The sequence below is a fragment of the Halomonas sp. KHS3 genome (assembly GCF_000830495.1).
Classification (GTDB): Bacteria; Pseudomonadota; Gammaproteobacteria; order Pseudomonadales; family Halomonadaceae; genus Vreelandella; species Vreelandella titanicae.
The window spans coordinates 337225-360055 of record NZ_JWHY01000005.1 but is presented as its reverse complement, the minus strand read 5'-3'; the positions used below and the strand labels follow the sequence as shown (position 1 = coordinate 360055).

General features: G+C 55.2%; 23 protein-coding genes and 1 pseudogene. 12 read left to right on the top strand and 12 right to left on the bottom strand.

The window, feature by feature from the left end; all coding sequences use genetic code 11:
• Positions 1 to 14 precede the first annotated feature (14 nt).
• Both sufT and RO22_RS14855 read left to right on the top strand, forming a co-directional pair.
• Entirely contained in the window at positions 15 to 584 is a 570-nt protein-coding gene (sufT, locus tag RO22_RS14860) for a putative Fe-S cluster assembly protein SufT (RefSeq protein WP_009287114.1), read from the top strand.
• 18 nt (positions 585 to 602) lie between these two features.
• Complete coding sequence (locus RO22_RS14855; RefSeq protein ID WP_009287113.1) at positions 603 to 1325, top strand: vancomycin high temperature exclusion protein; 723 nt, start codon at positions 603 to 605, stop codon at positions 1323 to 1325.
• 77 nt (positions 1326 to 1402) lie between these two features.
• Here the strand turns inward: RO22_RS14855 and RO22_RS14850 are convergent, their stop codons facing one another.
• From RO22_RS14850 to RO22_RS14835, 4 genes are all read right to left on the bottom strand, one after another.
• A complete protein-coding gene (locus RO22_RS14850) occupies positions 1403 to 1849 on the bottom strand; it encodes a hypothetical protein (RefSeq protein ID WP_009287112.1) in 447 nt (148 codons plus the stop codon).
• Between the two features lie 87 nt (positions 1850 to 1936).
• Positions 1937 to 2845 carry a 30S ribosomal protein S6--L-glutamate ligase gene (gene rimK, locus RO22_RS14845; protein WP_009287111.1) on the bottom strand — a complete coding sequence of 303 codons (909 nt, stop codon included), beginning with the start codon at positions 2843 to 2845 and terminating at the stop codon, positions 1937 to 1939.
• Positions 2846 to 2886: 41 nt separating this feature from the next.
• Positions 2887 to 3327, bottom strand: coding sequence for an ATP-dependent zinc protease (locus RO22_RS14840; RefSeq protein ID WP_009287110.1), 441 nt, complete (start codon positions 3325 to 3327; stop codon positions 2887 to 2889).
• A 33-nt stretch (positions 3328 to 3360) separates the two neighbouring features.
• A complete protein-coding gene (locus tag RO22_RS14835) occupies positions 3361 to 4398 on the bottom strand; it encodes a DUF3549 family protein (protein ID WP_009287109.1) in 1038 nt (345 codons plus the stop codon).
• A 327-nt stretch (positions 4399 to 4725) separates the two neighbouring features.
• On the opposite strand from RO22_RS14835, the gene RO22_RS14830 reads away from it, so the two are divergent.
• Complete coding sequence (locus RO22_RS14830; protein ID WP_027958669.1) at positions 4726 to 5061, top strand: YqcC family protein; 336 nt, start codon at positions 4726 to 4728, stop codon at positions 5059 to 5061.
• A gap of 80 nt (positions 5062 to 5141) precedes the next feature.
• On the opposite strand, the gene RO22_RS14825 is transcribed toward RO22_RS14830, so the two are convergent.
• Positions 5142 to 5768, bottom strand: a complete 627-nt coding sequence (locus RO22_RS14825) for an OmpW/AlkL family protein (RefSeq protein WP_022522983.1) — start codon at positions 5766 to 5768, stop codon at positions 5142 to 5144.
• Positions 5769 to 6299: 531 nt separating this feature from the next.
• On the opposite strand from RO22_RS14825, the gene RO22_RS14820 reads away from it, so the two are divergent.
• Together RO22_RS14820 and RO22_RS14815 are read left to right on the top strand one after the other, a co-directional pair.
• Complete coding sequence (locus tag RO22_RS14820; RefSeq protein WP_041158675.1) at positions 6300 to 6794, top strand: AAA family ATPase; 495 nt, start codon at positions 6300 to 6302, stop codon at positions 6792 to 6794.
• A gap of 91 nt (positions 6795 to 6885) precedes the next feature.
• Positions 6886 to 7215, top strand: a complete 330-nt coding sequence (locus RO22_RS14815; protein ID WP_035538312.1) for a VOC family protein — start codon at positions 6886 to 6888, stop codon at positions 7213 to 7215.
• Positions 7216 to 7287: 72 nt separating this feature from the next.
• On the opposite strand, the pseudogene RO22_RS24895 reads toward RO22_RS14815, so the two are convergent.
• A pseudogene (locus RO22_RS24895) lies at positions 7288 to 7416 on the bottom strand (type II toxin-antitoxin system RelE/ParE family toxin); the annotation flags it as partial.
• A 130-nt stretch (positions 7417 to 7546) separates the two neighbouring features.
• Here RO22_RS24895 and RO22_RS14810 point away from each other — a divergent pair.
• From RO22_RS14810 to RO22_RS14795, 4 genes are all read left to right on the top strand, one after another.
• Positions 7547 to 7873, top strand: coding sequence for a hypothetical protein (locus tag RO22_RS14810; RefSeq protein ID WP_027958672.1), 327 nt, complete (start codon positions 7547 to 7549; stop codon positions 7871 to 7873).
• Positions 7874 to 7924: 51 nt separating this feature from the next.
• Positions 7925 to 8461, top strand: a complete 537-nt coding sequence (locus tag RO22_RS14805) for a hypothetical protein (RefSeq protein WP_041158648.1) — start codon at positions 7925 to 7927, stop codon at positions 8459 to 8461.
• A gap of 116 nt (positions 8462 to 8577) precedes the next feature.
• On the top strand, positions 8578 to 8820 hold the full coding sequence (locus RO22_RS14800) for a type II toxin-antitoxin system Phd/YefM family antitoxin (protein ID WP_027958673.1): 243 nt from the start codon (positions 8578 to 8580) through the stop codon (positions 8818 to 8820).
• Positions 8817 to 9080, top strand: coding sequence for a Txe/YoeB family addiction module toxin (locus RO22_RS14795; RefSeq protein WP_041158647.1), 264 nt, complete (start codon positions 8817 to 8819; stop codon positions 9078 to 9080). Before RO22_RS14800 ends, RO22_RS14795 begins: the two co-directional genes overlap by 4 nt.
• A gap of 171 nt (positions 9081 to 9251) precedes the next feature.
• Here RO22_RS14795 and putA (RO22_RS14790) read toward each other — a convergent pair whose 3' ends face one another.
• The 6 genes from putA (RO22_RS14790) to RO22_RS14765 form a co-directional block, all read right to left on the bottom strand.
• Complete coding sequence (putA, locus tag RO22_RS14790; RefSeq protein WP_052475639.1) at positions 9252 to 12908, bottom strand: bifunctional proline dehydrogenase/L-glutamate gamma-semialdehyde dehydrogenase PutA; 3657 nt, start codon at positions 12906 to 12908, stop codon at positions 9252 to 9254.
• Between the two features lie 144 nt (positions 12909 to 13052).
• Positions 13053 to 14546 carry a sodium/proline symporter PutP gene (putP, locus tag RO22_RS14785; RefSeq protein WP_009287104.1) on the bottom strand — a complete coding sequence of 498 codons (1494 nt, stop codon included), beginning with the start codon at positions 14544 to 14546 and terminating at the stop codon, positions 13053 to 13055.
• A gap of 251 nt (positions 14547 to 14797) precedes the next feature.
• Complete coding sequence (gene putA, locus RO22_RS14780; RefSeq protein ID WP_041158646.1) at positions 14798 to 17989, bottom strand: bifunctional proline dehydrogenase/L-glutamate gamma-semialdehyde dehydrogenase PutA; 3192 nt, start codon at positions 17987 to 17989, stop codon at positions 14798 to 14800.
• A gap of 162 nt (positions 17990 to 18151) precedes the next feature.
• On the bottom strand, positions 18152 to 18973 hold the full coding sequence (locus RO22_RS14775) for an AraC family transcriptional regulator (RefSeq protein WP_041158645.1): 822 nt from the start codon (positions 18971 to 18973) through the stop codon (positions 18152 to 18154).
• A 60-nt stretch (positions 18974 to 19033) separates the two neighbouring features.
• Positions 19034 to 19393: a hypothetical protein gene (locus tag RO22_RS14770; RefSeq protein ID WP_022522992.1), complete on the bottom strand. Its 360-nt coding sequence runs from the start codon at positions 19391 to 19393 to the stop codon at positions 19034 to 19036.
• A 269-nt stretch (positions 19394 to 19662) separates the two neighbouring features.
• Positions 19663 to 20070, bottom strand: coding sequence for a CBS domain-containing protein (locus RO22_RS14765; RefSeq protein ID WP_022522993.1), 408 nt, complete (start codon positions 20068 to 20070; stop codon positions 19663 to 19665).
• Positions 20071 to 20311: 241 nt separating this feature from the next.
• Between RO22_RS14765 and RO22_RS14760 the strand changes: the two genes are divergently transcribed.
• From RO22_RS14760 to RO22_RS14750, 3 genes are all read left to right on the top strand, one after another.
• Complete coding sequence (locus tag RO22_RS14760; protein WP_041158644.1) at positions 20312 to 20872, top strand: YqaE/Pmp3 family membrane protein; 561 nt, start codon at positions 20312 to 20314, stop codon at positions 20870 to 20872.
• Between the two features lie 88 nt (positions 20873 to 20960).
• Positions 20961 to 21830 (top strand): carboxylate/amino acid/amine transporter, encoded by an 870-nt coding sequence (locus RO22_RS14755; protein ID WP_022522995.1) that lies wholly within the window; start codon positions 20961 to 20963, stop codon positions 21828 to 21830.
• Positions 21831 to 21893: 63 nt separating this feature from the next.
• Positions 21894 to 22829 carry an NAD(+) kinase gene (locus RO22_RS14750; protein ID WP_039859209.1) on the top strand — a complete coding sequence of 312 codons (936 nt, stop codon included), beginning with the start codon at positions 21894 to 21896 and terminating at the stop codon, positions 22827 to 22829.
• Positions 22830 to 22831: the final 2 nt, after the last annotated feature.

Sequence of the window (22831 nt, the reverse complement as noted above, 5' to 3'; positions counted from 1 at the left end):
ATTTAAGGACAGTTATGGATCTTGAGCAAGTTGCCAGTCTGGAACGTGGCCAACAGTTACCGCTCCAGCGCGATGTGGAAGCCATTGCCATTCCGTTTGGCAGTACGGAAACACTGGCTGAAGATAGCGTTGTTAGCGTTATGCAGGCGAAAGGCAGTACGGTAAGCGTTGGTTTTGAAGGGCGCCTCTATTTGATTGAGGGGCAAAACCTGGATGCCCTGGGGCTTGAGTCGCTCCCGCGTCCTACGCTGCCCGAAACGGCTACCGAGGAAGAGATTGAGCAGTTCGTGTGGGATCAACTGCGCACCTGCTTTGACCCGGAGATACCGGTCAATATCGTTGACTTGGGGCTTGTCTACGGCTGCCGTATCGAGCGCCTTATCAGTGGTGAGCGTATGGTAACTATCCGCATGACGCTGACCGCCCCTGGGTGTGGGATGGGCGATGTAATCGCGGCGGATGCGCGCAATAAGATCCTCGGTGCGCCGCAGATCAGCAAGGTTCACACCGAAATAGTCTTCAGCCCGCCCTGGAGCCGTGACATGATGAGTGACGAGGCCAAGCTTGAACTCGGCATGTTCTAACCCCGGCTGGGGAGCTGGATGCATAACCTTTTGTTGAAATGGCTAAAGCGTTTATTAATGTCGCTAGGAGCACTGTCGCTGCTGGCGACATTGCTGTTTATAGGCGGCAATTTTTGGGTGCTCGCGACGACCGCCGCTTACATTGAGCGTCAGCCGCAGCAGTGTCGTCCAGCAGAAGTGGGGATTGTCTTCGGTACGTCTCACTGGACGCGTAGTGGGGTGAGAAACCCGCACTTCCATGCGCGCATGCGAACCGCTGCTACTTTAATTGAGCAGGCTCAGGTCGAGCATCTTTTGCTCTCTGGGGATAATCGTACCCAGGCGTATAACGAGCCGCGCGCAATGTGGCGCGAGCTGTATCGACGCGGTGTCGCGTCTGAACAGCTGACCATGGATTTTGCTGGTTTTAGCACCTACGACACGCTAGCGCGTGCCCGAGACGTTTTTCAGCTGGATAAAGCCCTGCTGATCACCCAGAGCTGGCATCTTCCCCGCGCGGTATTTATTGGTCGTGCGCTAGGTATCGATGTCACTGGCTGTGTGGCGGATGATCCTACCGTAGCAGTGGGGTGGCGTTTAAAGCTGCGCGAGTGGGCAGCACGCGTAGCCACCCTGGGTGATCTCTATGTATGGGGGAGGGAGCCCTATTTTCTCGGTACGCCTGAGCCCATCGAATTACCCAGGCGGACGCCCATAGACCTTATTCTGCCATCACTAAACGAGCGCTTTAGCCCTCCATAGCCCTTTGACCAGGCCCTTGAGCATAGAGGTCCTGAGCATAGATAGCTTAAAGCCCCTAGCAGCGTGTCTATAGGGCGTTAGCGGTGGGTTTTGCGCTTTTGCAGCGCATACAGCTCGCGGATAAGCTTACGGCACCCCTGCATGCACTCTTCTACCACCGGTTCAATCGGATCGGGTAACGGGTGGGTATACAGAGAGGAGAGCGCCTGCATTAATACACGCTCTTGCTCTAATAGCTCATTGATGAGTACTTGGCTATCGTTGCCGACAAAGCTTTTTAGACGGCTCCACAGCCATAAAAAATCATCGCGCTCAACGTCTGCATCCCGGGGCAGCATTTTTAAATGCGCACGGGCCAGATCCTGCAGCTGGCGCATCTGCTTGAGCCGCGCAGCATAATGCGGCTTTAAAGCGTCACGCAGCGACGGGCGCAGGCGTTCAATATTGTCTTGGAAATAATCAATGCTATCGGCCAGCGCTTCCAATACGCTGTCCATCGCCACTTGGCGATTATCGAGAAACATGAGCGTCTACCTCCTTCGGTGACGCAGATTGTGGGGGTGACAGCGACTATTTGCCACCCCCGAAACGGATTATTTTAATATTTTGCCTTAGCCTTTAGGCTTGGGCGGTGCTTTACGGGCTGGTGAAGCGTTTCTTTCAATGTGCTCAATGATCATTCCCGCAATATCTTTGCCGGTGGCGTTCTCAATGCCCTGCAAACCAGGCGAAGAGTTAACCTCCATAATCACCGGGCCGTGATTGGAGCGTAGCAAATCGACACCGGCAACGCGCAGGCCCATGGCTTTGGCTGCACGGATCGCCGTTGAACGTTCCTCAGGGGTGATGCGGATCACGGTGGCGGTGCCGCCGCGGTGTAGATTCGAGCGAAACTCACCGTCCGCCGCCTGGCGCTTCATTGAAGCGACCACTTTATCGCCAATCACGAAGCAGCGAATATCGGCGCCACGCGCCTCTTTGATGTACTCCTGCACCATGATATTGGCTTTCATGCCCATGAACGCTTGAATGACGGATTCAGCGGCTTGGTTGGTTTCCGCCAATACCACACCAATCCCCTGGGTGCCTTCGAGCAGCTTAATGACCAGCGGCGCACCTTTGACCATGGTGATCAGGTCGGGAATGTCATCGGGGGAGTGGGCAAAGCCGGTAATTGGCAGCCCCAACCCCTTACGCGACAGCAGTTGCAGTGAGCGTAATTTATCCCGCGAACGGGTAATCGAGACGTTATCGTTGATAACGTAGGTGCCCATCATTTCAAACTGGCGCAGCACCGCACAGCCGTAAAAGGTGACCGATGAACCAATGCGCGGGATCACCGCATCGAAAGGCTCAATCTCTTGGCCTTTATAGTGGATCGAAGGGTGGTGCGAGGTAATGCTCATATAGCAACGCAGCGTGTCCACCACGCGGGCGGTATGCCCACGCTGCTCTGCGGCTTCAACCAGGCGGCGGGTAGAGTACAAATTGCGATTGCGTGACAGCAGAGCGATATGCATGTAGGAGACTCCGAGCTGAGATTGAAGCGACTAATAAGGGGTTAAGGCTCACCGTGCAAGAATGCGGCACCGGGGGCCACCAGGAGGCGGCGCATGGCACTACGGCCTAGTAGCATCGGGTGGCGCATATTGCTGCGGTCAGTAAGGGTCAGTTCAATGGGGAAATTCAAATCGCCCATCTGCATCGGGGTACGTATAACATAGCGCCACTCGCTATGACCGTTGGAACTGGTGACCCGGCGTCGATCATGCAGGTGCAAACGGAAGCGATGCGCTGGCGTGTCTGGCCCTCCGCTATGGGTGATAAAGCTAACCCACAGTTGACCATGGTCATCTTCATCGGTCTCTATCTCTTCTGCATGCAGTGCAGATGTTCGCGCGCCAGTGTCAGCTTTACAGCATAGGTGAAGCCCTAGTTCAGGTAGCGTCACCATCTCGCGGCGGCCAATGACCGCTTTGGCCTGATAGGGTAATTCCTTCACGGCTCACTCCTTGCAATTAAAAGTGACATCGGATCAAGCGTTCCTCTGTGACATCATCAGTGTCAAACGGCGTTGGGTTGCGGAGCCAGCAGGCGCATCCCGCAGTGCCATCATGACCGGTAAGCGTAGTCGTGGTATTAACGCAATATCACGCACTACGGCGGCAAAATCGCTACGCTCATCTTCTGCTAAGCGTTGCAGAAAAAGTGGCAGGCGCTGCGCGTCTTCAAGATAGCCCCAGCCGCGCCCGGCTATTGCCGCGAGCACATCCGGCCCACAGGCCGCTGAGTTGTTAAGTAAGGCCGTGTACCAATTACCCACCTCTGATGCATCCGTATTGCCCACTGCGCGCAGACAGGCACACAGCGTTTCGATGTCGCCCGCTTGTGCAGCGGCTTCGCCACGACGCTGCAGTGCCGCGACTAACGCCTGTGGCAATGGCTGGTGCTCTAAACAGTAGCACAAGGAGTGGATAACGGCGGTAGGCAGTTCAGGCAACCGCTGCGCGAGCGATTCAGCGTCAAGTGTTTCCATTCTCACGACGTAATCGGCAATCCCTTGTAACCCCAATGCCTGCCAATCGATCGCTTGCTGGCCGCTCAAGTAGGCATCAACCGGCTCAAAATGCTGGCTGGCGGGTAGCCCACGCGCATGGGTGGCGCGTGCATTGAGCATGGCTTGGAAGGTGACGTTAGGCGTGAAGGCGAGGGGATTATCCTTCATTAAGTGATCCACGTCCGCTGTTTCTTCACGACCCACGTTAGAAACCGCGCGCCCCAGTGTTTCCAGCAGCCGGTTTAAAAACGCATCGCGCTGGGCGGGGGCAATCATTCCCTGCTCGTCCAGTGGCAAGGCTAAGAACCAAATAGCCGGTTCGGGCATATCGCCAAGGCGAAACACAATGGCTAAGCGCGCTTGGCCTTGCCAGGGTTCTGGCCAGGCCATTTCGCCACCTTCAAAGGCGGCAAGTGACTCCCGCGGGCAGGAGACGACATGGCGCCCCATATGGTAAAGGGAAACCTCGCCACCGCTGCGGGTAAAAAACTCATCAAGGGTTTGAATTGGTTGCATGACATCCTTCCGCGTTGCAAGCCTGCACTCTACCTTGCTGATGTGACACTGTCAGCCGCAGAGACTGATAAAACATGGTGTTAATGACAATGCCTTAAGGCATTAGCATTAATGACAATGCGGTTAAAAATTAATCAACTGTGCGAAAGCCCCATGAGAGCAAGCGTTGCGACACCTTTCCATAGTTTATCCACAGGCTCGTGCAGGTTTTCTGTGAGTCTATGGATAACTTCCCGCAAGCGTTGATAGGTGGCAAGGCACTCGCTGAGTGGGGATAATGGGCAGACGACACACTTTTCATTTTCCGAGGTAGTGACACACGTCTTTATGAGTACTTATCAACCGCTGCAGACAGCACTTCTAGAGCTTGAGGCGTCGATGAAAGCCGCCGATCTATGGCGCATGCCAACACCCGATGCAGAGGCGTTTGCCAGCCAGCAGCCATTTTGCATCGACACGATGTCGCTGCCTCAATGGGTACGCTTTGTGTTTATTGCCCGCTTGAACGCTTTGATGGATGCCCGTGCAGCCATGCCCGCAAAGTGCGAGGTGGCTCCCGCCGTGGCGGCCTATTTACAGCAGGAGAAAACACCCGCCCACCACCAGCTGCTCATCGTGCGGGCGGTAGAGAAGGTCGACCAGATCGTCACTGAAAGCGCTTAAAGCGGCATGCTACTAAACGCACAAAGCCCACCGTGAGGCAGGCTTTGTGGATAACATCCGCTAGCGGTTTTGCAAGTGGCTTAGAAGCGGTAACTGAGGCCTGCCATGACCACGAGAGGATCGATCTCAACGGTACCTGCCGCCGCACCGTTAACGCTCGCATCGGTATCGATATCGATGTACCAAGCAGCGGCGTTCAGCGCCCAATGGTCATCAATTAATAGATCAACACCTACCTGGCCTGCCGCTCCCCAGGAGTCATCCAGGTCTAAATCACCAATCGTCAGCTCCTCATCGGAGAAAAAGGTGTAGTTAATACCGGCGCCGACATAGGGCTGTACGCGTGACTGAGTGCCGCCCAGCGGGTAGTACTGCAGTGTTAGGGTCGGCGGCAGGTGCTTGGTTGAGGCAATGTTATCGCCGTTTAAATGGATGTCGTGTTCAAACGGCAGCGCCGCCAGTAGTTCCACGCCGACTTTATCGTGGAAGCGATAGCCCAAGGTGAACGCGAAATCGGTTTTATCCTGTACATCCACTGATAGCGCACCGTTGGCCAGTGAGCCGTTGTCGCTGGTGGGGGCGACTTTGGCCACACCCACGCGGGTGAAGAAATCGCCAGCGCCGTAGGCGAATGCCTGGCTGCTGGTCATCATTGCCGCAGCGGCAACAGTGGTGACGAATAATGTAGGCAGGGCGGCTTTACGCATGGGATCACTCCAGGTGTTAACGCAGATAGTAAGATTAGACGGCTTTTCGATAGCCGCTTAACGATGAAACCAGTGTAACGAGACCCAGGGAGTGGATTATTGATCCAGGGCAAGAGTTATTAGACATGGGGGGGGTTAGGGGGAGGGGAGGCTGGAGAGACCTAATTCAGAAGCGGGCTGCTAACCATTTGGCTTGCCCATTTGTATGGATGCATGCGCAGTGATATGAAGTATTTTTAGTCTGTAATGCGTGTTTTTCTGATACGCTCAGCAAGAGGTATGATCAAATATTGCCAGAATATTGTTTATAAAAATAAATTAAAACAGCAGGTTGTAAAACATCTGCTCGTGTTTATAGGCAATGCGAAAAGATGGTCAGGAATGAGCATGCGCATTTTTCTAGCGAGCATTTGAATGGGAGTTGGTAATTTGCCCATTACTATTAACACATTGGAGTTTTTTTATGGTGTTACGCTTTCTAGGAAAATACGTATGCGCAGAAATAAACTGCTATGCAATACGAGGCAAGAAATGAAGAAAGGAGTGTTGACATTTTTCTGCGGGAAAATGGGGGCAGGGAAAACTACAAAGTCTCTTGAAGTTTCCCAAGAACGAAACGCCGTACTGCTTTCAGAAGACGAGTGGCTTGCGTCGGTTTATCCCGATAGCATTAAGACACTGGAAGATTACGTAAAATATGCTGGACGGCTCAAGCCTCAAATGAAGAAGCTGGCTCAGTCGATCTTGGCGTCAGGCACTAATGTGGTAATGGACTTTCCTGCAAATACGATTCCGCAACGAAAATGGCTTAGAAGTGTCTTTTCAGAGATTCAGGCTCCCCATGAGCTAATTTACATTGACCAGCCAAATGATACCTGCTTAGAGCAGATAGCCAAAAGGCGTGCAGAACAACCGCAGAGAGCGACAACGGATACTGAAGAGATGTTTGAGCAGGTTACAAAGTACTTTGTTGCGCCCACACCTGATGAAGGGTTTAACATAACTGTAATTTCGGCAAATGGATAATAGCCGCAGGTACAGCGACTGCTTGTACGTTGCGGCTGCGCCTTTATTACAAAGCCGCGCACGTTGCAGCGTTATGTCATTTTGGTGAATTATGAAACTTGATTTGTTCGTACTACGGTGCAGCGATTTGCGGGCCAGCAAGCAGTTCTATGAGCAGCTCGGTTTCAGCTTCGTGGAAGAGCAGCATGGCTGTGGGCCAGTGCATTACTCGTCAGAAAATGCGGGGTTTGTATTCGAGTTGTATCCATTGGTTAGCAGCGAATCAGTAGACAACACGCGACTAGGATTTTCAGTGGAAGGTCTGGGCAATATCATCCCTGACTTAGAATTAGTGGACCAGTATAAGTTTGGCGGAAAGCATGTTTATGTCGTCCAAGATCCTGATGGCAGAAAGGTTGAGCTTAGTGAGCAGAAACCATAACAAGCGGCATCACGGTGAGCGCTTTTCCGCTGCTCCAAAGCGCAGCTTGTACCGGGAGTTATAACGTCATTGCTACCGTTTGAGATCGTGGTAGAAATTTTCGTGTGAGCCCAAGACCATCAGTTCAAGGACAAGAGCACCATCATCAAAACTGTAGCCGAGCAGAGTCAGTTGCTCGTTCATTTTGAACTGATGGACTCTAGCGCAAACGCTAAGAAGCTTGTTGCCGCCTGAAACAGCCCATTTAGGCCGTGCACCGGATGCCAACCCCTTCGCTGCGTTTGCCCACGCTGATGACTGTCTTGAGCTGCTTTAAAGAGGAATAATTGCAATGAGCAACAGTATTGAAAACTCAGACCAGTTGGCTGAGGCCAACCAAAAAATTGTTTCAGAAGGTCAGGTTCTTCCTTCTGTTCGACTTAAAGATGGTAGCAAGGTACAGACGGGCACTGTCGCAACCATGCTCCACAACATTAATCTATACAATTCAGGCGAGCGCGGGCAAGTAGAGAAAGAGCTTGAGCTGGCGGTGCCGACACTGATCAAGGTAGGACTGTTTGAACTATTTGCGCCTGATGATTGGATAAACGGCTCTAATCCTGGGCGTCGTTTCGTAGGCGAGCTTGCAAAAGGCTACTTGTCAGAAGCAAGGGGCTAAAGCAATGTACGCAACAAGCTTGGGATTACGGCGTTACGTGGAGAGAAGGCGTTGAACCATAGCGAACACTCGTCTTTTAGAGAAAAGCTCGTTGAGCATCTTTTCATTGGCGAACTGCTAAAGCTTTCCTGGAAGGAATTTGGCTGCACGCTAGAGGTGGCGAGTCCAGAAGTTGATAACGCTGGCTATGATCTAATAGCGGAAGATAATGGGGTCGTGAGGCACATACAGCTTAAAGCTTCATACGTTGGCGGCAAAACAGCCAGCCAGAAAGTTCATACGAGGCTTTCTGAAAAGCCCTCTGGGTGTGTTATTTGGATTTATTTCAACGAAGATACCTTGGAGCTGGGGCCATTCCTCTTCTTTGGCTCTCTTCCAGGCGAGAAATTGCCTAGCCTTGACGGGCTTAAGGTTGCAAAACATACCAAGGGCGACCAGGGCGGATTTAAAGCCGAACGCCCTAATATAAGGGTTTTGCCAAAAGGTTGGTTTAAAAATTTCAGTTCTATCGATGAGGTCTATGAGGCCTTATTTGGGGCAACATGTTACAAGGCCGCTACCACGAAACCGGGAGAAAAGGCTCAATGAGTATCAGGGCCATACACGCGAAAGACGTATTCTGACGATGTTATGCGCAACGTTCGTCTTGACGTACGTACCCAAAGGCGTACATTGTTAGAAAATTGAATGAGCAAGAGGGCGTCATGACCGGAATCACAGCAACTGAGGCGCGCAGCAATCTTTATCGGTTGATCGACGAAACTGCCGAGTCTCACCAGCCCATCGTCATCATGGGCAAGCGGAACAAAGCTGTCTTGGTATCCGAGGAAGACTGGTCGGCGATTCAGGAAACACTTTACCTGCTCTCCGTGCCAGGTATGCGGGAGTCTATTCGTGAGGGGATGAATACCCCCCTAGATGAATGCGATGAGGAGCTGGACTGGTGACATGGAAGTTGGTTTACACCAAACAAGCCCAAAAAGATGCGAAGAAACTGGCCTCCAGCGGCCTCAAGCCAAAAGCCCAGGATTCACTGGTACTGATTGCAGAAGACCCCTACCGTAAGCCGCCTCCGTTTGAGAAGCTTATTGGTGATCTTGCTGGCGCCTACTCACGCCGGATCAATATCCAGCATCGCCTAGTCTACCAAGTGCTTGAGGACGAGCGAGTGGTGAAAGTTCTTAGGCTCTGGAGCCACTACGAATAATGCATCACTAGCTGCTATTACCGGAAAACTCGTTCGTTAGATAAAAAAAGCCGCTAACGAGTAGTGGCTAACTATTGATTACTGAGACAGTCTGGGTGGAGGGCGAGCGACCTCAATGAGTCGCTCGCCTCCTAAGCACCGATCCCTAAGCACCTACCATTTAGCGCCGACCTATTCAGCCGTTGCCAGCAGGCTGGCGTTACCACCCGCTGCGGTTGTGTCTATGCACAGATGACGTTCCACCACGTAGCGATCCGGCGAGATGGTCTGGGTCTCGAGCGATACGATGGCACCGTCGCGCTTGGCCAGCGCCATCCGCAGTTCACGAGTCCAGTCGCTGGCGCCAGCGGCGGCGACCGCTGCAATGCCTTTGACTTCGCTCAGTGTCTCGGCTGAAACGCTTCCATCAAGCCCAGCCACCGGTGCGCCGGCATCGGTCAGTGGCTTCACGGCTTGCTCGGCACCTGATGCGACTACGACAGCGGCACAGCCCGCGCCTAGGGCCTGTGCTGCTTGAGCAATGGCGATATCCAGCGTCGGCCCTAGGCACAGAACCACTCCCTTGGGGTACATTGCCAGGCGGTTGCTTTCCCCTGTCGGCCCTGGGAGGGTCTGCGGTGTCATATCTAACGCTGCCGTTTCGGCAAGTGCCTTGCGGATCACGCCGCCTTTGCCGGAGAGCGCCTTGCGCAGTACCTCGATGCGATTGGGTCGTACCGCCCAGTTACGCGCATCCAGCCCGTCTATGGCCGATTGGAGGTCGCCGAGTGATACGGCTTTTCCCTCCGGCGTCTCGTGGCACTCGGCTTCAGCGGTGCGGCGGAAGCGATTGACGTAGAGCGGGCCGCCAGCCTTAGGCCCGGTACCTGAGAGGCCTTCACCGCCGAACGGCTGAGAGCCAACGATAGCGCCGATCTGATTACGATTGACGTAGACGTTGCCGACATGGATGCGCTCGACGATCTGCTGCACGCGGTCGTCGATGCGGGTGTGCAGGCCGAAGGTCAGCCCGTAGCCCTTGCCATTGATGTCGTCGACGACCTTGTCGATATCTCGCGCCTTGAAGGTGGCCACGTGCAGCACCGGGCCGAAGATTTCACGTTCGAGATCTTCAATGCCTCCAACCTCGATCACCGCCGGGGTCACAAAGGTACCGGTGTACGGCGCAGACAGCTTCTTCAGTACTTTGCCAGCTTTCTCATTCGACGCCACGTAGTCGCTGATTTCTTGTTGTGCATCGACGTCGATCACTGGCGAGACGTCGGTATCGGTATTCCAAGGGTCGCCAATGGTGAGCGCGTCCATGGCGCCATAAAGCATGTTGAGCAACCGGTCGCGGGCCTCTTCCTGAACATACAGCATGCGCAGCGCTGAACAGCGCTGGCCAGCCGACTGGAAGGAGGAGATCAGGATATCGCGCACCGCTTGCTCGGTCAGCGCCGTGGAGTCCACGATCATGGAGTTCAGACCACCGGTCTCGGCGATCAGTACGGCGTCGGGACCTGCGTTGTCCGCCAGAGCCTTGTGGATGATCTGTGCCACCGGGGTCGAGCCGGTGAAGCAGACGCCAGCGATACGTGGATCGCTGGTTAGCGGGCCGCCCACCGTTGGGCCGTCGCCAGGAAGCAACTGTAGTGCCGCTTCCGGTAGGCCAGCCTCACGCATCAGCTCGACGGCGCGGGCGGCGATTAGTGGTGTCTGCTCGGCGGGCTTGGCGAGCACCGCGTTGCCAGCAACCAAGGCGGCAGCGATCTGGCCGGTGGTGATGGCCAGGGGAAAGTTCCACGGGCTGATGCAGACGAAGATGCCGCGGGCGCTGCCGGGCTCTTCCGCTTCCAGCCGCTCGCCCTCGTTGGCGTAATAACGCAGGAAATCCACCGCTTCGCGCACTTCGGCAATACCATCGAACATCATCTTGCCCGCTTCGCGGGTGGCGATCACGGTCAGCTCGGCAATGTGTTCCTCGTAGAGGTCGGCGGTGCGTCGGAGTACCGCGGCGCGTTCGGCTGCCGGGCGCGCCGACCACTCTTTGAAGCCTTGCTCGGCGGCGTCGAGGGCAGTGGCGACCTCTTCCGGGGTGGCTTCATGCACCTTGCCGATCACCCGAGAGCCGTCGGCGGGGGAGACGGTATCGCGCGCCGGGCCCTGGGGAGCGGGGCTGCCCACCAGCATGGGGCCTGCGGTCCAGGTGGCGTCGGCAAATGCTTCGCGGGCATTGAGCAGCGGCAAAATCGAAGCGGGTTCGTTGATGCGGTAGCCCTTGGAATTCTTGCGGTCGGGCTCGAACAGCTCGCTGGGCTGGCGGATCAACGGGCTTGAGACGTCGTTGCCGAGTTGCTTGAACCCTTCAATGGGATCTTTTGAGACCTCGCTCGCCGGAATCGAGCTATCCACCACCTGGTTGACGAACGAGGAGTTGGCGCCATTCTCCAGCAGACGGCGTACCAGGTAGGCCAGCAGGTCGCGGTGCGCACCGACAGGGGCGTAGATGCGACAGTGCGTACCTTCTGACTCCTTGACGATGTGGTGTAGCGATTCGCCCATTCCATGCAGGCGCTGGAACTCGTAGCTGTCTTTGTCGTCGCCCGCCATTTCTACAACGGCGGCGCAGGTGTGGGCGTTATGGGTCGCGAACTGCGGGTAGATGCGGTCACGTCGGTCGAGCAGCATTTGCGCGCAGGCCATGTAGCTGACATCGGTGTTGACCTTGCGGGTGAAGACCGGGAAGGTCTTCACCCCCATCTCCTGGGAGAGCTTGATCTCGGTATCCCAGTAGGCGCCCTTAACCAGCCGCACCATAATCTTGCGGTTAAACCGCTCGGCCAGCTCGTAGAGTGTCTCGATCATCGGCGCGGCGCGGCGCCCGTAGGCTTGCACGACGACCCCAAAGCCGTCCCATCCGTCCAGGCTGGGGTCGGCCATTAGGGCCTCGATCACGTCGAGGGAGAGATCCAACCGATCCTGCTCTTCGGCGTCGATATTGAAACCGATATTGGCCTTGGCCGCCTGCTGCACCAACTCCTTGGCGCGTGGCACTAGCTCTGTCATCACCGTGTCACGGTGTGTGTACTCATAACGCGGATGTAGCGCCGAGAGCTTTACTGAGATGCCGGGGCTTCCGCGCACGTCGCCCTTGGCCTGCTCGGCAATCGCGGTGATCGCCTCTGAATAAGCTTGGTGATAGCGGACGGCATCTTCGTCGGTGCGTGCCGCTTCACCCAGCATATCGTAGGAGTAGGTATAGCCCTGTTTCTCCAGTTCGCGGGCATTCTTCATGCCTTCTTCGATGGTCTGGCCAAGCACGAACTGGCGGCCGAGAATCTTCATCGACTGGCCAACCGCCTTGCGTACCACCGGCTCGCCCATCCGGCGCACCAGGCCGCGCAGCGCTCGGGTCGGGCCCTTGGGGTCTTCTTCCAACACCTTACCGGTCAGCAGCAGTGCCCAGGTAGAGGCATTGACCATTGATGACGAGGACTTACCCAGGTGGGCGCCCCAGTCGGAGGGCTCGATCTTGTCGTGGATCAGGTCGTCGATGGTTTCTGCATCGGGCACGCGCAGTAGCGCTTCTGCCAGACACATCAGGCCAACGCCCTCAGTGGTCGAGAGCCCGTACTCGGCAAGGAACGCCTCCATCATCGAGGGCGACCTTTCCTTGCGCACACGCTCCACGTAGTTGGCGCCAACGGCGGCGACCTTCTTGCGGTCATCCTCCGACAGCTTGATACGCTCGACCAGCCCGTGCAGCACATCTGCCTCGTTGGCGTCGTAGTTGGTGCGAATGCGTGAGCGTAGATCACTCACGTCGCTATGCAGATGGTCGTTCATACAGGGTCTCTCCTTGCTAGCCGACACTAAGGCGTTGCTGCGTCGGTTAGGGTGTAGTCATACTTTTTGCAGTCAACACAAAATAACTAACCTAAAGAGGGCTCCCGCGGGAGCCCTCTTGATACGCTCAATGTGGCTGAGCGCTTACTTGCGTTCGATATGCTGATATTCACCGGCATCGTCAGTCGCATTGCTGACTACGATGATGGCGATGAAGGACGCGATGAAGCCAGGAATAATCTCGTACACGCCAGGACCACCCAGGAATTCACCGTTCCAGCCCAGTGAGATCCAGATCATAACGGTGAGAGCACCCACGACCATGCCTGCGATGGCGCCATTGCCATTGGTGCGTGACCACATCAACGACAAGATAATCAACGGGCCAAACGCGGCGCCGAAGCCTGCCCAAGCGTTACTGACCAGCCCCAGAACCTGGGAGTTTTCGTCAGAGGCAATAACCGCTGCCACAATGCCCACAAGTACTACACAGACACGGCCTACGGCGACACACTGCGCTTCCGTTGCGTTCTTGTGCAGGAACAGGCGATAGAAGTCTTCGGTTAGTGACGAAGAGGCCACCAGAAGCTGGCTTGAAACGGTGCTCATAACCGCTGCAAGCAACGCCGCATAGAGGAAGCCGGTAATCAACGGATGGAACAGTAGGTCTGCCAGGATGATAAAGATCGTTTCCGGATCTTGGACATCAATACCGTTGCGGATCGCATAGGCCCGGCCGAAGATGCCCAAAGAAACGGCACCAATCAGCGAGATGAGCATCCAGCCCATGCCAATGTTGCGGGCAATGGGCACATCCTTGAGTGTGCGGATCGCCATGAAGCGCACAATGATGTGCGGCTGACCGAAATAACCCAGGCCCCAGGTCACAGCCGACAGCCACCCGATGAAGGTCAGCCCCGACGTCCAGGAAAGCAGGGTGGGATCGACTTCATTCAGGGTCTGTGTTGCCTGCGATAAGCCGCCGCCACCTTCGCCAAACAGCACCACCGCTGGCATGATCACCAACGCTAGCATCATGATGCAGCCTTGCACGAAGTCCGTCATGCTCACTGCCAGGAAGCCGCCGACAACCGTATAAATAAGCACCACGCCCAGGGTGATCATGACCCCCATGGCGTAGTTGCTCATATCGCCGAAGTTGTAAATGCCAGTAAACGCGCTTTCAAACAGCTTGCCGCCTGCCACTAGGCCTGACGCGGTATAGACTGCGAAAAAGATCACGATGACGACAGCGGAGACTGTCCGCAGTGACATTGACCGCGTTGGGAAGCGGTTTGCCAGGAAAGCCGGAATGGTGATCGCGTTGCCGTAGTGAACCGTCTGTTCACGTAGACGAGGGGCGACTAGAATCCAGTTGAATAACGCCCCCACGAGCAAACCAATACCGATCCACGCCGAGCCTAAACCCGAGACGAACATTGCACCGGGCAAGCCCAGCAGCAACCAGCCGCTCATATCTGACGCACCGGCCGACAGGGCCGCTACTTTTGGGCTGAGGGTACGACCACCCAGCATGTAATCTTCAGAGGAAGAGGTGGATTTGCGCATCGCATAAATACCGATGGCAACCATTAGCGCAAAGTACGCAATGAGACTGATCCAAACACCTATAGCCATGTAACTTCTCCAATTATTCAGGACGGAGCTAGCTCCGACAGGTTAGTGCGCATACCGAGAAGAGTACGGTAGTGGCGCAGTCTTGTTGTTGTTAGCCCCTTTTCATATCCATGTTATTGGCCCTGGTGAGCCCGCTATAGATGAAGACAGAAAGGTCTGTGGTGCCTTTGTATGTAACGATCCCTATATTATTTTCGACCATGAGATAGTTTCCTGTTCAGGAGTTCAGGTTAGTGATGTTGATGAGTAGCTCACTCATCGCCTAGCGCCAACAGCGACGCATTCCCGCCTAAGGCGGCGGTGTTATTCGTAATCGTTTTCTCGGTGACAAAGCGCTGCAGATAGTGAGGGCCACCGGCTTTTGGGCCAGTGCCTGAAAGGCCTTGACCACCAAACGGCTGCACGCCCACCACTGCACCGATGATATTACGGTTGATGTACACGTTACCCACGCGCATTTTCTGGGCGACTTCAGCGGCAAACGATTCGTTGCGGCTGTGCACGCCAAACGTCAGGCCGTAGTTGCGACCGTTGATGTCGTTGATGACCTTATCAAGCTGGCTAGATTTGTAGCGCACGATATGCAGGATTGGCCCGAACTGCTCGCGGGTCAGCGCATCGATGCTGTCGATAATGAAAGCGACGGGGGCCACGAAAGTACCCTCCTGGGTATGCTCAGCGGCCATTGGCGTTTCAGCGACAAGGCGATTTTCAGCCTTAAGTTTTTCGATATGCTCCAGCAGGCCTTTGCGGGCGTCTTCGTCGATGACAGGACCAACATCGGTTCCCAGTTCGCGGGGGTCGCCAATGTGTAGCTCGTTCATGGCGCCTTTGAGAATCTCGATCACTCGGTCGGCAACATCGTCTTGCAGATACAGTACGCGCAGTGCCGAACAGCGCTGGCCGGCGCTCTGGAAGGCTGACTGAACCACATCCACCACGACCTGCTCGGGCAGGGCAGTGGAGTCGACAATCATGGCGTTCATGCCGCCGGTTTCGGCGATTAACGTGGGCAGCGGGGCGTTCTCCCTTGCCGCCAGGGCGCGGTTGATAATTTGTGCGGTGTCAGTGCCACCCGTAAAGACCACGCCGGTAATCCGCGAGTCGGAGGTCAACACGCTGCCTACCGTCGGGCCATCGCCGGGCAGTAGCTGAACCACATCCCGGGGCATACCGGCTTCGTAGAGCAGCTCTATGACCCGGTGGGCAATAATGGAGGTCTGCTCCGCCGGTTTGGCCAGTACGGTGTTGCCCGCCACTGCCGCGGCCACTACCTGGCCACAGAAAATTGCCACTGGAAAGTTCCAGGGGCTAATCGCCGCGAATACGCCTTTGCCGCCCATCATCAAGCGGTTGGATTCGCCGGTGGGGCCGGGCAGCACAATCGCTTCGCCAAAGTCCTCTTCTGCGCGCATGGCATAGAAGCGGCAGAAGTCGACGGCTTCTCTGATCTCATCGACGCCATCGGTAAGTAGCTTGCCACCTTCCCGGGAGCAGAGTGCCATTAGTTCCGCCATATGCTCTTCCATCAAATCGCCCAGGCGACGCACGATAGCGGCACGTTCAGCCACGGGCGTAGCATCCCAGCGGGGGAAGGCGGCCCAGGCAGCATCCAGGGCCTTGGTTGCCTGCTCTTTGCTAGTCCACTGCACGCTGCCCACGGTTTTGCGGCGGTCATAAGGGCTGGTGACGCTATGGGTATTAGCCGTGTCATCGGCAACATCAAAGGCCAGCAGCGGCTTGGCCGGGTACTGCTTGTCCATAAACGCGGCCATCTTCTCCATCAGCGGGTAGTAGTGGCTGCGAATGTTCAGGTTGACCCCGCGAGAGTTGCGTCGTTTAGGGCCGTAAATATCCTTGGGCAATGGAATGTTCGCATTGGCCAGGTTTTTCTGCTGACGCAGGGTCTCAACCGGGTGCTGACACAGCGACTTGACCGGTACATCCGGGTCGACCAACTGGTGAACAAACGATGAGTTGGCACCGTTCTCAAGCAGGCGACGAACCAGGTAGGGCAGTAGGTCTTTATGTGCTCCCACCGGGGCATAAATGCGGCAGTAGGTGCCTTTCGGTGCGCGCTCAAGCGCGGCGTCATAAAGGGCTTCACCCATGCCGTGTAGGCGTTGAAATTCGAACGGACGGCTGTCGCGGTTGGCGAACTCCAGAATCGTCGTCACCGTGTGAGCGTTGTGGGTCGCGAACTGCGGGAAAATACGCCCACGGGTATCGTTAGAAAGCAGGAACTGTGCACAGGCGAGGTAGGCAACATCGGTGCCCGCTTTACGGGTAAACACTGGGTAGCCGTCAACCCCGAGCTGCTGGGACTCTTTGATTTCAGTATCCCAATAGGCGCCTTTGACCAAGCGTAGCGGAATCTCATCCCCCTGCTGGTCGGCCAAACGATTGATGTAGTGCAGCACCGGCAGGGCGCGCTTGGAGTAAGCCTGGACGACCAAGCCAAAGTGCCCCCAGCCTTTGGCGGCTGCGCTTTCGTAAACCGCGCGGAAGACCTCTAGGGAAATCTCAAGGCGATCAACCTCTTCAGCGTCAATCGTAACGGCCACATCCAGCTCGCGCGCCTTGCTCACTAGCTTGATAACGGTGTCGACCAGCTCGGCTAGCACCTGCTCGCGGCGGCCAAACTCATAACGGGGGTGGAGCGCAGAGAGCTTGATGGAGACCGACGGCGCCGGGGTCTTATCGCTTAAGGTTTTGCAAGTTTTTCCCACTTGTTCGATCGCGCGTGCGTAGTCGTCAAAATAGCGCTGCGCGTCGTCCTGGGTGCGCGCAGCTTCACCCAGCATATCGTAAGAGTAGGTGTAGCCTTTATTGAACAGTGGCTTGGAGCGCTTGAGGGCTTCATTGATATCGCGGCCCAGCACAAACTGCTTGCCCATGATCTTCATCGCTTCGTACATGGCGCGGCGAATAACCGGCTCGCCCATGCGATTGACCATGCGATTAATAAAGCTGGCGGGCTGACCCTCCTTAGGGTGATCCATTTTCAGCACACGTCCAGTCATCAATAAGCCCCAGGTAGAGGCATTGACCATCCAGGATTCGCTCTTACCTAGGTGAGACTGCCAATCGGCGGGGCCGAGTTTGTCCTCGATCAAGGCGTCGGCGGTGGCTTTATCGGGGATGCGCAGCATAGCTTCCGCAAGGCACATCAGCATCAGGCCTTCATGGGTATCCAGGCTGTACTGCTGTAACAGTTCGTCGATGGTATCGACAGCCGTGTCCATCTTACGGACGTCCTCAACCAGCGCAGCGGTATTGGCTTCAATGCGGGCGAAATCTTCGCGGTTGGCATTCAGCACCTCGATCAGTTCACTGACGTAACTATTTTCGTCCACTAGGTAGTGGTCGCTAACGCGCGCCATGAGGGTGTCGAGATCGGTTTGCCAGATGGCAGGGTCACGCATGTGGTTGGCATTGAGCATTGAAGCCCCCGAAAGTCTGAACAGAACAAATGGGTAACAGGGCATTTCGCCCAAGCAAATAAGCGAATGTAGAGTGCAGCTACCTTTGGTGTATGTTGATTTCAGGGCAAAACGTGTCAATTCCGCGGCAAGAGTAGCCTTTATACGACTTTAGTAGAGTTTTTACTGGCCTGCTACTGACCCTAAAGCAGCGTTTGATGGGTTAATCGAGATCGGTGGTACATCTGCCTGGCGTAATTTCCGCGGCGATAATCCGTAACTGCGGCGAAATGCATGAGAGAGCGCGCTTTGGTTGGCAAAGCCGGTTTGAATCGCAATATCGGTGAGGGGCAAGCGGCTTTGCAGGATCAGTTGACGGGCCGCATGTAGACGTTGGCGCTTGACGTACTGCCAGGGCGAAAGCCCCGTTTGAGCGCGGAAGCAGTCGGAAAAATGCGCTTCGCTTAGACAGGCGAGCCGCGCTAGATCAGCGACGCGGAGCTCTTCAGCGAGATGTTGACGAATAAAACGGTTAATACGCGTCAAATCCAAGCGCTGCTGCGTACTGTTGGCGGTAGTACCTAGGCGCGCTTTTAGTGAACCCAAAAGCGTGGCGGCTAAACGGTCTTGCTGAAAGGAGTTTGTCGATGTATCCAACCCTTGAGCAAGTTCGCTCTGCATAAACGCTAGGTAGTGGCGTAGTGCGTTATCCAGGCCAAAAAAGCGTGGGGCATCGAATAGTGCTACCAGTTCGCGGTTCTCACCGGTTAGCGCAGGGGCGTCTTCGGGAAGATCGAAAATTAACTGCCGGTTATGGCCGTAACCTGAGTAGTAGTGCTCGTGGTTAGCGGGCACGATACAGCCCGAGAATGCATTTACTCGCCCACCCAAGCCTTCAATTTCAAATTCTGAAGAGCCGCATAGCGTAATCACAATCTGATGAAAATCATGTGTGTGGTGATGTGTAGCGCTAGCTAGCGGTATTTGTCGAATGGTACTGGGCATGCAGTTCTCCTGAATTGCATTAGGTCTCCTGAACCGCAATACGCCTTCAAAACACAACAGCTACTGCTGGCGAAGGGCAGTGTGGGCGGATAAATGGTCGCGAAGGGCCTGAAGCTCTGCCTGTCCCTCTTGATTGAGCAACGGCTTGCCCTGGGCAACCATCCAACGGCGGCCGTGCTGTTCCATCAGGTGTGCGGCACGGCGCCTGATGCCGTCCAAGTACTCGTTGTGCCGAATAGGGTAACCGATTATCGCGTTCCACTCGGTTTCGCTCACTTGGCTGCTGAGCGCTTTATCAAACAGCGCCAGTAAATCTTTAGGCTCAGTACGGTAACGTGGGGTGCTTGACGTCATCAGCACCAGCATTACCGCACCAATCACGAGTAAGCAGACTCCAAACACTAATAAATACAGCGCCATTCGCTCTGCTCCTGGGCGTCATCCGTTAATAAATAGCTACGTTATTATACGCTTGGCGCCGCTCGGGTCGGAAATTTTACTTTTTTGCGAACTTTTACTTCATAGCGTGTCTGAGTATGTACAGGCAACATCGCGATAGCAGTCGCTAAAGTTGTTGTCCTGGCTCTTTGTTTTGATCCCTTGCTTCCGCTACTTCTTGAGTAGCGGCTTTTTTTTGTCTAAAGCTCAACTGTTCTTCGACACCTGATTTGAAACCGTTAAGCACTCTGCTAGTGGCGACGTATAGCCAGCAGCGCTACCAGGATATCACGTCGTGTCACAATTCCTATTAGACGCTGCTGTTCCACTACTGGGTAGACTTTGGGTTTAGGGCCTAGCATCTCCTGGGCTAGGTCGGTAATGCTTTTATTGGGAGAGACGCTGAGCACTTCGTGGCGCATCATCTCTTTCACCAGGGGCGCTTCATCGTCATGATAAATGCTGTCCAGCACACGTCCCATGACATCCTGCTCCGAAATAAAGCCGATTAAACGATCACTCTCATCCACAACCGGTGCGCCAGGCAGGCGATGCAGTGCCAGCCCCTTGGCCAAGGTTGTTATCGAGGCGTTGGGTGAAACGCGGTAGCAATCACGGGACATGATATCGCGGACGATGCTAGGGGTTGCTCTATTCATGGTGGGCGCTCCTCGCTCATCGTATTCAGCGCTATGGCAAATCGGGTATCGCAAATTATGCGAACTGATAAGTCGTCGCTAAGTGCTAAAGTAGCTTCAACACTTTCACTGTAGGCGATTTAAGCCGCTGTGTTCTAACTGCAAGCCGTGTTTTTTCAACGCTATAAGTACTGAATTTTCTAAGCTGTTAATTTTCTAACTGCTCAAATGACCTGCAAGTTAACGAAATAAGGAGCTACTCATGGATGCACGTGAGTACTTAAACCGCAAAGGGGTAGGGCTCGACCGCGACCCTGACCGGCCAAATACCTTGGAAGAGAAGGCCTGGGAGCGTGCGCGGGGTTCCGGTCACCAGCGGCCAAAATCGGGGACGCCTCACGACTGGGAGGATTGGGAGCGTTATCACGATGACCTGGCAGAAGGGGCTGAAACCCTAGAGCAAAAAATTGATAAAGAAGCCCACCGACTTGCCCAGGAGCGGGCAGCTAAGGCCGCGGCTGAACCAGCCTCCAGCTCAGTGGAGCACTTCACTCCGACGCCTAACGTTGATCCAGCGCCTGCCGAAGCCGCGTCTGCCAAAGCTACGCCGCCTAAAGCGACGCCCTTAGAGCAAGCGGAACAAACTGTCCCGGAGCCTGGAGCGTTAAGATTCGCCTACTATGCTCTTGCGTTACTATTGCCGCCGCTGGCGGTAGGGCTAACTGATGGTGATCGTAAGCGAGTAGGGGTAGCTGTGTTGCTAACCCTAGCGGGCTGGCTGCCCGGTGTCGTGTATGCTTTTTGGTGGTTGCAGCAGCGTTAACTAAAGACCCTTGCAGACGTTAACTACTTGGCAGCCTGATCCAGGTGCGTATAATCCCGGTAAACTAATTTACAAGTCGGGGTTTACGATGGGTTATTTGATAGGCGTCACGGCGCTATGGGCGTTCTCATTTTCGCTGATAGGCGTTTACTTGGCGGGCCAGGTCGACAGCTACTTTGCAGTACTTTTGCGGGTAACGCTTGCTACCCTGGTCTTCCTGCCTTTTTTAAGACCCAGCCTTCTGCGGGGTAAGCACCGGCTGGCGCTTATGGGCTTAGGTGCTATACAGCTGGGAGTAATGTACACCTTCTTCTATCAATCCTTTCTGCTGCTGTCGGTACCTGAAGTGCTGCTGTTTACTATCTTCACGCCTATTTATATCGCGCTACTGGATGATCTGCTGTTTGGGCGTTTTACGCCGATTTATATCGTGACTGCACTGCTCGCCGTCGTTGGGGCGGGGGTGATTCGCTATGACGGCGTTGATAGCGGTTTCTGGGCAGGCTTTTTAGTTGTGCAGGGGGCCAACCTCTGTTTCGCGCTTGGTCAGGTAGGCTATCGCCGTTTAGCCGCTGATTTGCCACCTACCCTGGCGTGGCACAACGTGTTTGGTTGGTTCTTTATTGGCGCGATGGTCGTGGCCCTGCCTGCTTATTTACTCTTTGGTAACAGCGCAGCACTGCCTACCACGTCACTACAGTGGGGCGTGCTCGCATGGTTGGGGCTAGTGGCTTCTGGCGTGGGCTATTTTGCCTGGAACCAGGGCGCCACCAAAGTAGATGCAGGCACTTTAGCGATTATGAATAATGCGCTGGTGCCGGCGGGGCTAATCGTCAATCTAGTGATTTGGAACCGCGATGCGGATATTCCGCGTTTGCTGTTGGGGGCACTTATCATGGCCGCCTCCCTATGGCTCAATCACTGGTGGTGCCAGCGTCGTCAGGTAGCCGTTAGCTAAGCCTATTTGCCCGATAGCTGAGGTGTCCCCATAATGGCGACTTATGTTAGCGAGAGTCGGCCCATGAGCAACACCTTATCAGCAGACGCTAAGTCAGCGCCCTCCAGCGATCAATCAAGCAGAACCTTTAAAACTATTGGGCTGATTGGTCGGCTGGGGAGTGACAAAGTGGTCGACTCCCTTCAGCGGTTGGTAACCTACCTGGTCGCCCATGACTACTCGGTATTAGTGGAAGATCGCACCGCTACTGTCATACCGCACCATGGTCAGCCGGAAGCCAGCCGCCGCATGCTGGGCGAGCTGTGTGACTTGGTGATTGTGGTAGGGGGCGATGGCAGTCTATTGGGCGCGGCGCGTGCGCTATGCCGCAGCGGTACGCTGATTTTAGGCGTTAATCGGGGCCGCCTGGGGTTTCTTACCGATATCTCCCCAGATGAGTTGGAAACCCGCGTCAGTGAAGTGCTGGCGGGGGAGTTTGAGGTTGAACAGCGTTTTTTACTCGATACTGTGCTCTACCGTAATGGCGTGGCCGTGGGTAATGGCGATGCCTTGAACGAAGTCGTGCTGCACCCTGGTAAAGCGGTGCGCATGATAGAGTTTGAGCTGTTTATCGATGGTCAGTTTGTGTATAGCCAGCGCAGCGATGGCTTGATCGTTGCCACTCCCACCGGTTCGACGGCCTACGCGCTCTCTGGCGGCGGGCCGATCATGCACCCCAAACTGGATGTTGTGACGCTGGTGCCGATGTTTCCTCATACGCTGTCGAGTCGCCCCATTGTGATTGATGCCGCTAGTGAAATACGTATTCACATTGGCGAAACCAACCAGTCCTACCCGCATATCAGCTGCGATGGACAAACTCGCGCGGTAGCCAAGCCCAACGATGTGCTGGTGATTACCCGCAAGCCTGAGCGTATCCAGCTGGTGCACCCCATCGGGCATAATTTTTACGAAGTGCTGCGCAGCAAATTAGGCTGGAGCCATCGGTTGGGGGATTGAGT

Bases quoted from the DNA above. Each gene is read 5' to 3' on its own strand.
- sufT (WP_009287114.1), top strand. From the start codon at position 15: ATGGATCTTGAGCAAGTTGCCAGTCTGGAACGTGGCCAACAGTTACCG.
- RO22_RS14855 (WP_009287113.1), top strand. From the start codon at position 603: ATGCATAACCTTTTGTTGAAATGGCTAAAGCGTTTATTAATGTCGCTA.
- RO22_RS14850 (WP_009287112.1), bottom strand. From the start codon at position 1,849: ATGTTTCTCGATAATCGCCAAGTGGCGATGGACAGCGTATTGGAAGCG.
- rimK (WP_009287111.1), bottom strand. From the start codon at position 2,845: ATGCATATCGCTCTGCTGTCACGCAATCGCAATTTGTACTCTACCCGC.
- RO22_RS14835 (WP_009287109.1), bottom strand. From the start codon at position 4,398: ATGCAACCAATTCAAACCCTTGATGAGTTTTTTACCCGCAGCGGTGGC.
- RO22_RS14830 (WP_027958669.1), top strand. From the start codon at position 4,726: ATGAGTACTTATCAACCGCTGCAGACAGCACTTCTAGAGCTTGAGGCG.
- RO22_RS14825 (WP_022522983.1), bottom strand. From the start codon at position 5,768: ATGCGTAAAGCCGCCCTGCCTACATTATTCGTCACCACTGTTGCCGCT.
- RO22_RS14820 (WP_041158675.1), top strand. From the start codon at position 6,300: ATGAAGAAAGGAGTGTTGACATTTTTCTGCGGGAAAATGGGGGCAGGG.
- RO22_RS14815 (WP_035538312.1), top strand. From the start codon at position 6,886: ATGAAACTTGATTTGTTCGTACTACGGTGCAGCGATTTGCGGGCCAGC.
- RO22_RS14810 (WP_027958672.1), top strand. From the start codon at position 7,547: ATGAGCAACAGTATTGAAAACTCAGACCAGTTGGCTGAGGCCAACCAA.
- RO22_RS14800 (WP_027958673.1), top strand. From the start codon at position 8,578: ATGACCGGAATCACAGCAACTGAGGCGCGCAGCAATCTTTATCGGTTG.
- putA (WP_052475639.1), bottom strand. From the start codon at position 12,908: ATGAACGACCATCTGCATAGCGACGTGAGTGATCTACGCTCACGCATT.
- putP (WP_009287104.1), bottom strand. From the start codon at position 14,546: ATGGCTATAGGTGTTTGGATCAGTCTCATTGCGTACTTTGCGCTAATG.
- putA (WP_041158646.1), bottom strand. From the start codon at position 17,989: ATGCTCAATGCCAACCACATGCGTGACCCTGCCATCTGGCAAACCGAT.
- RO22_RS14775 (WP_041158645.1), bottom strand. From the start codon at position 18,973: ATGCCCAGTACCATTCGACAAATACCGCTAGCTAGCGCTACACATCAC.
- RO22_RS14770 (WP_022522992.1), bottom strand. From the start codon at position 19,393: ATGGCGCTGTATTTATTAGTGTTTGGAGTCTGCTTACTCGTGATTGGT.
- RO22_RS14765 (WP_022522993.1), bottom strand. From the start codon at position 20,070: ATGAATAGAGCAACCCCTAGCATCGTCCGCGATATCATGTCCCGTGAT.
- RO22_RS14760 (WP_041158644.1), top strand. From the start codon at position 20,312: ATGGATGCACGTGAGTACTTAAACCGCAAAGGGGTAGGGCTCGACCGC.
- RO22_RS14755 (WP_022522995.1), top strand. From the start codon at position 20,961: ATGGGTTATTTGATAGGCGTCACGGCGCTATGGGCGTTCTCATTTTCG.
- RO22_RS14750 (WP_039859209.1), top strand. From the start codon at position 21,894: ATGAGCAACACCTTATCAGCAGACGCTAAGTCAGCGCCCTCCAGCGAT.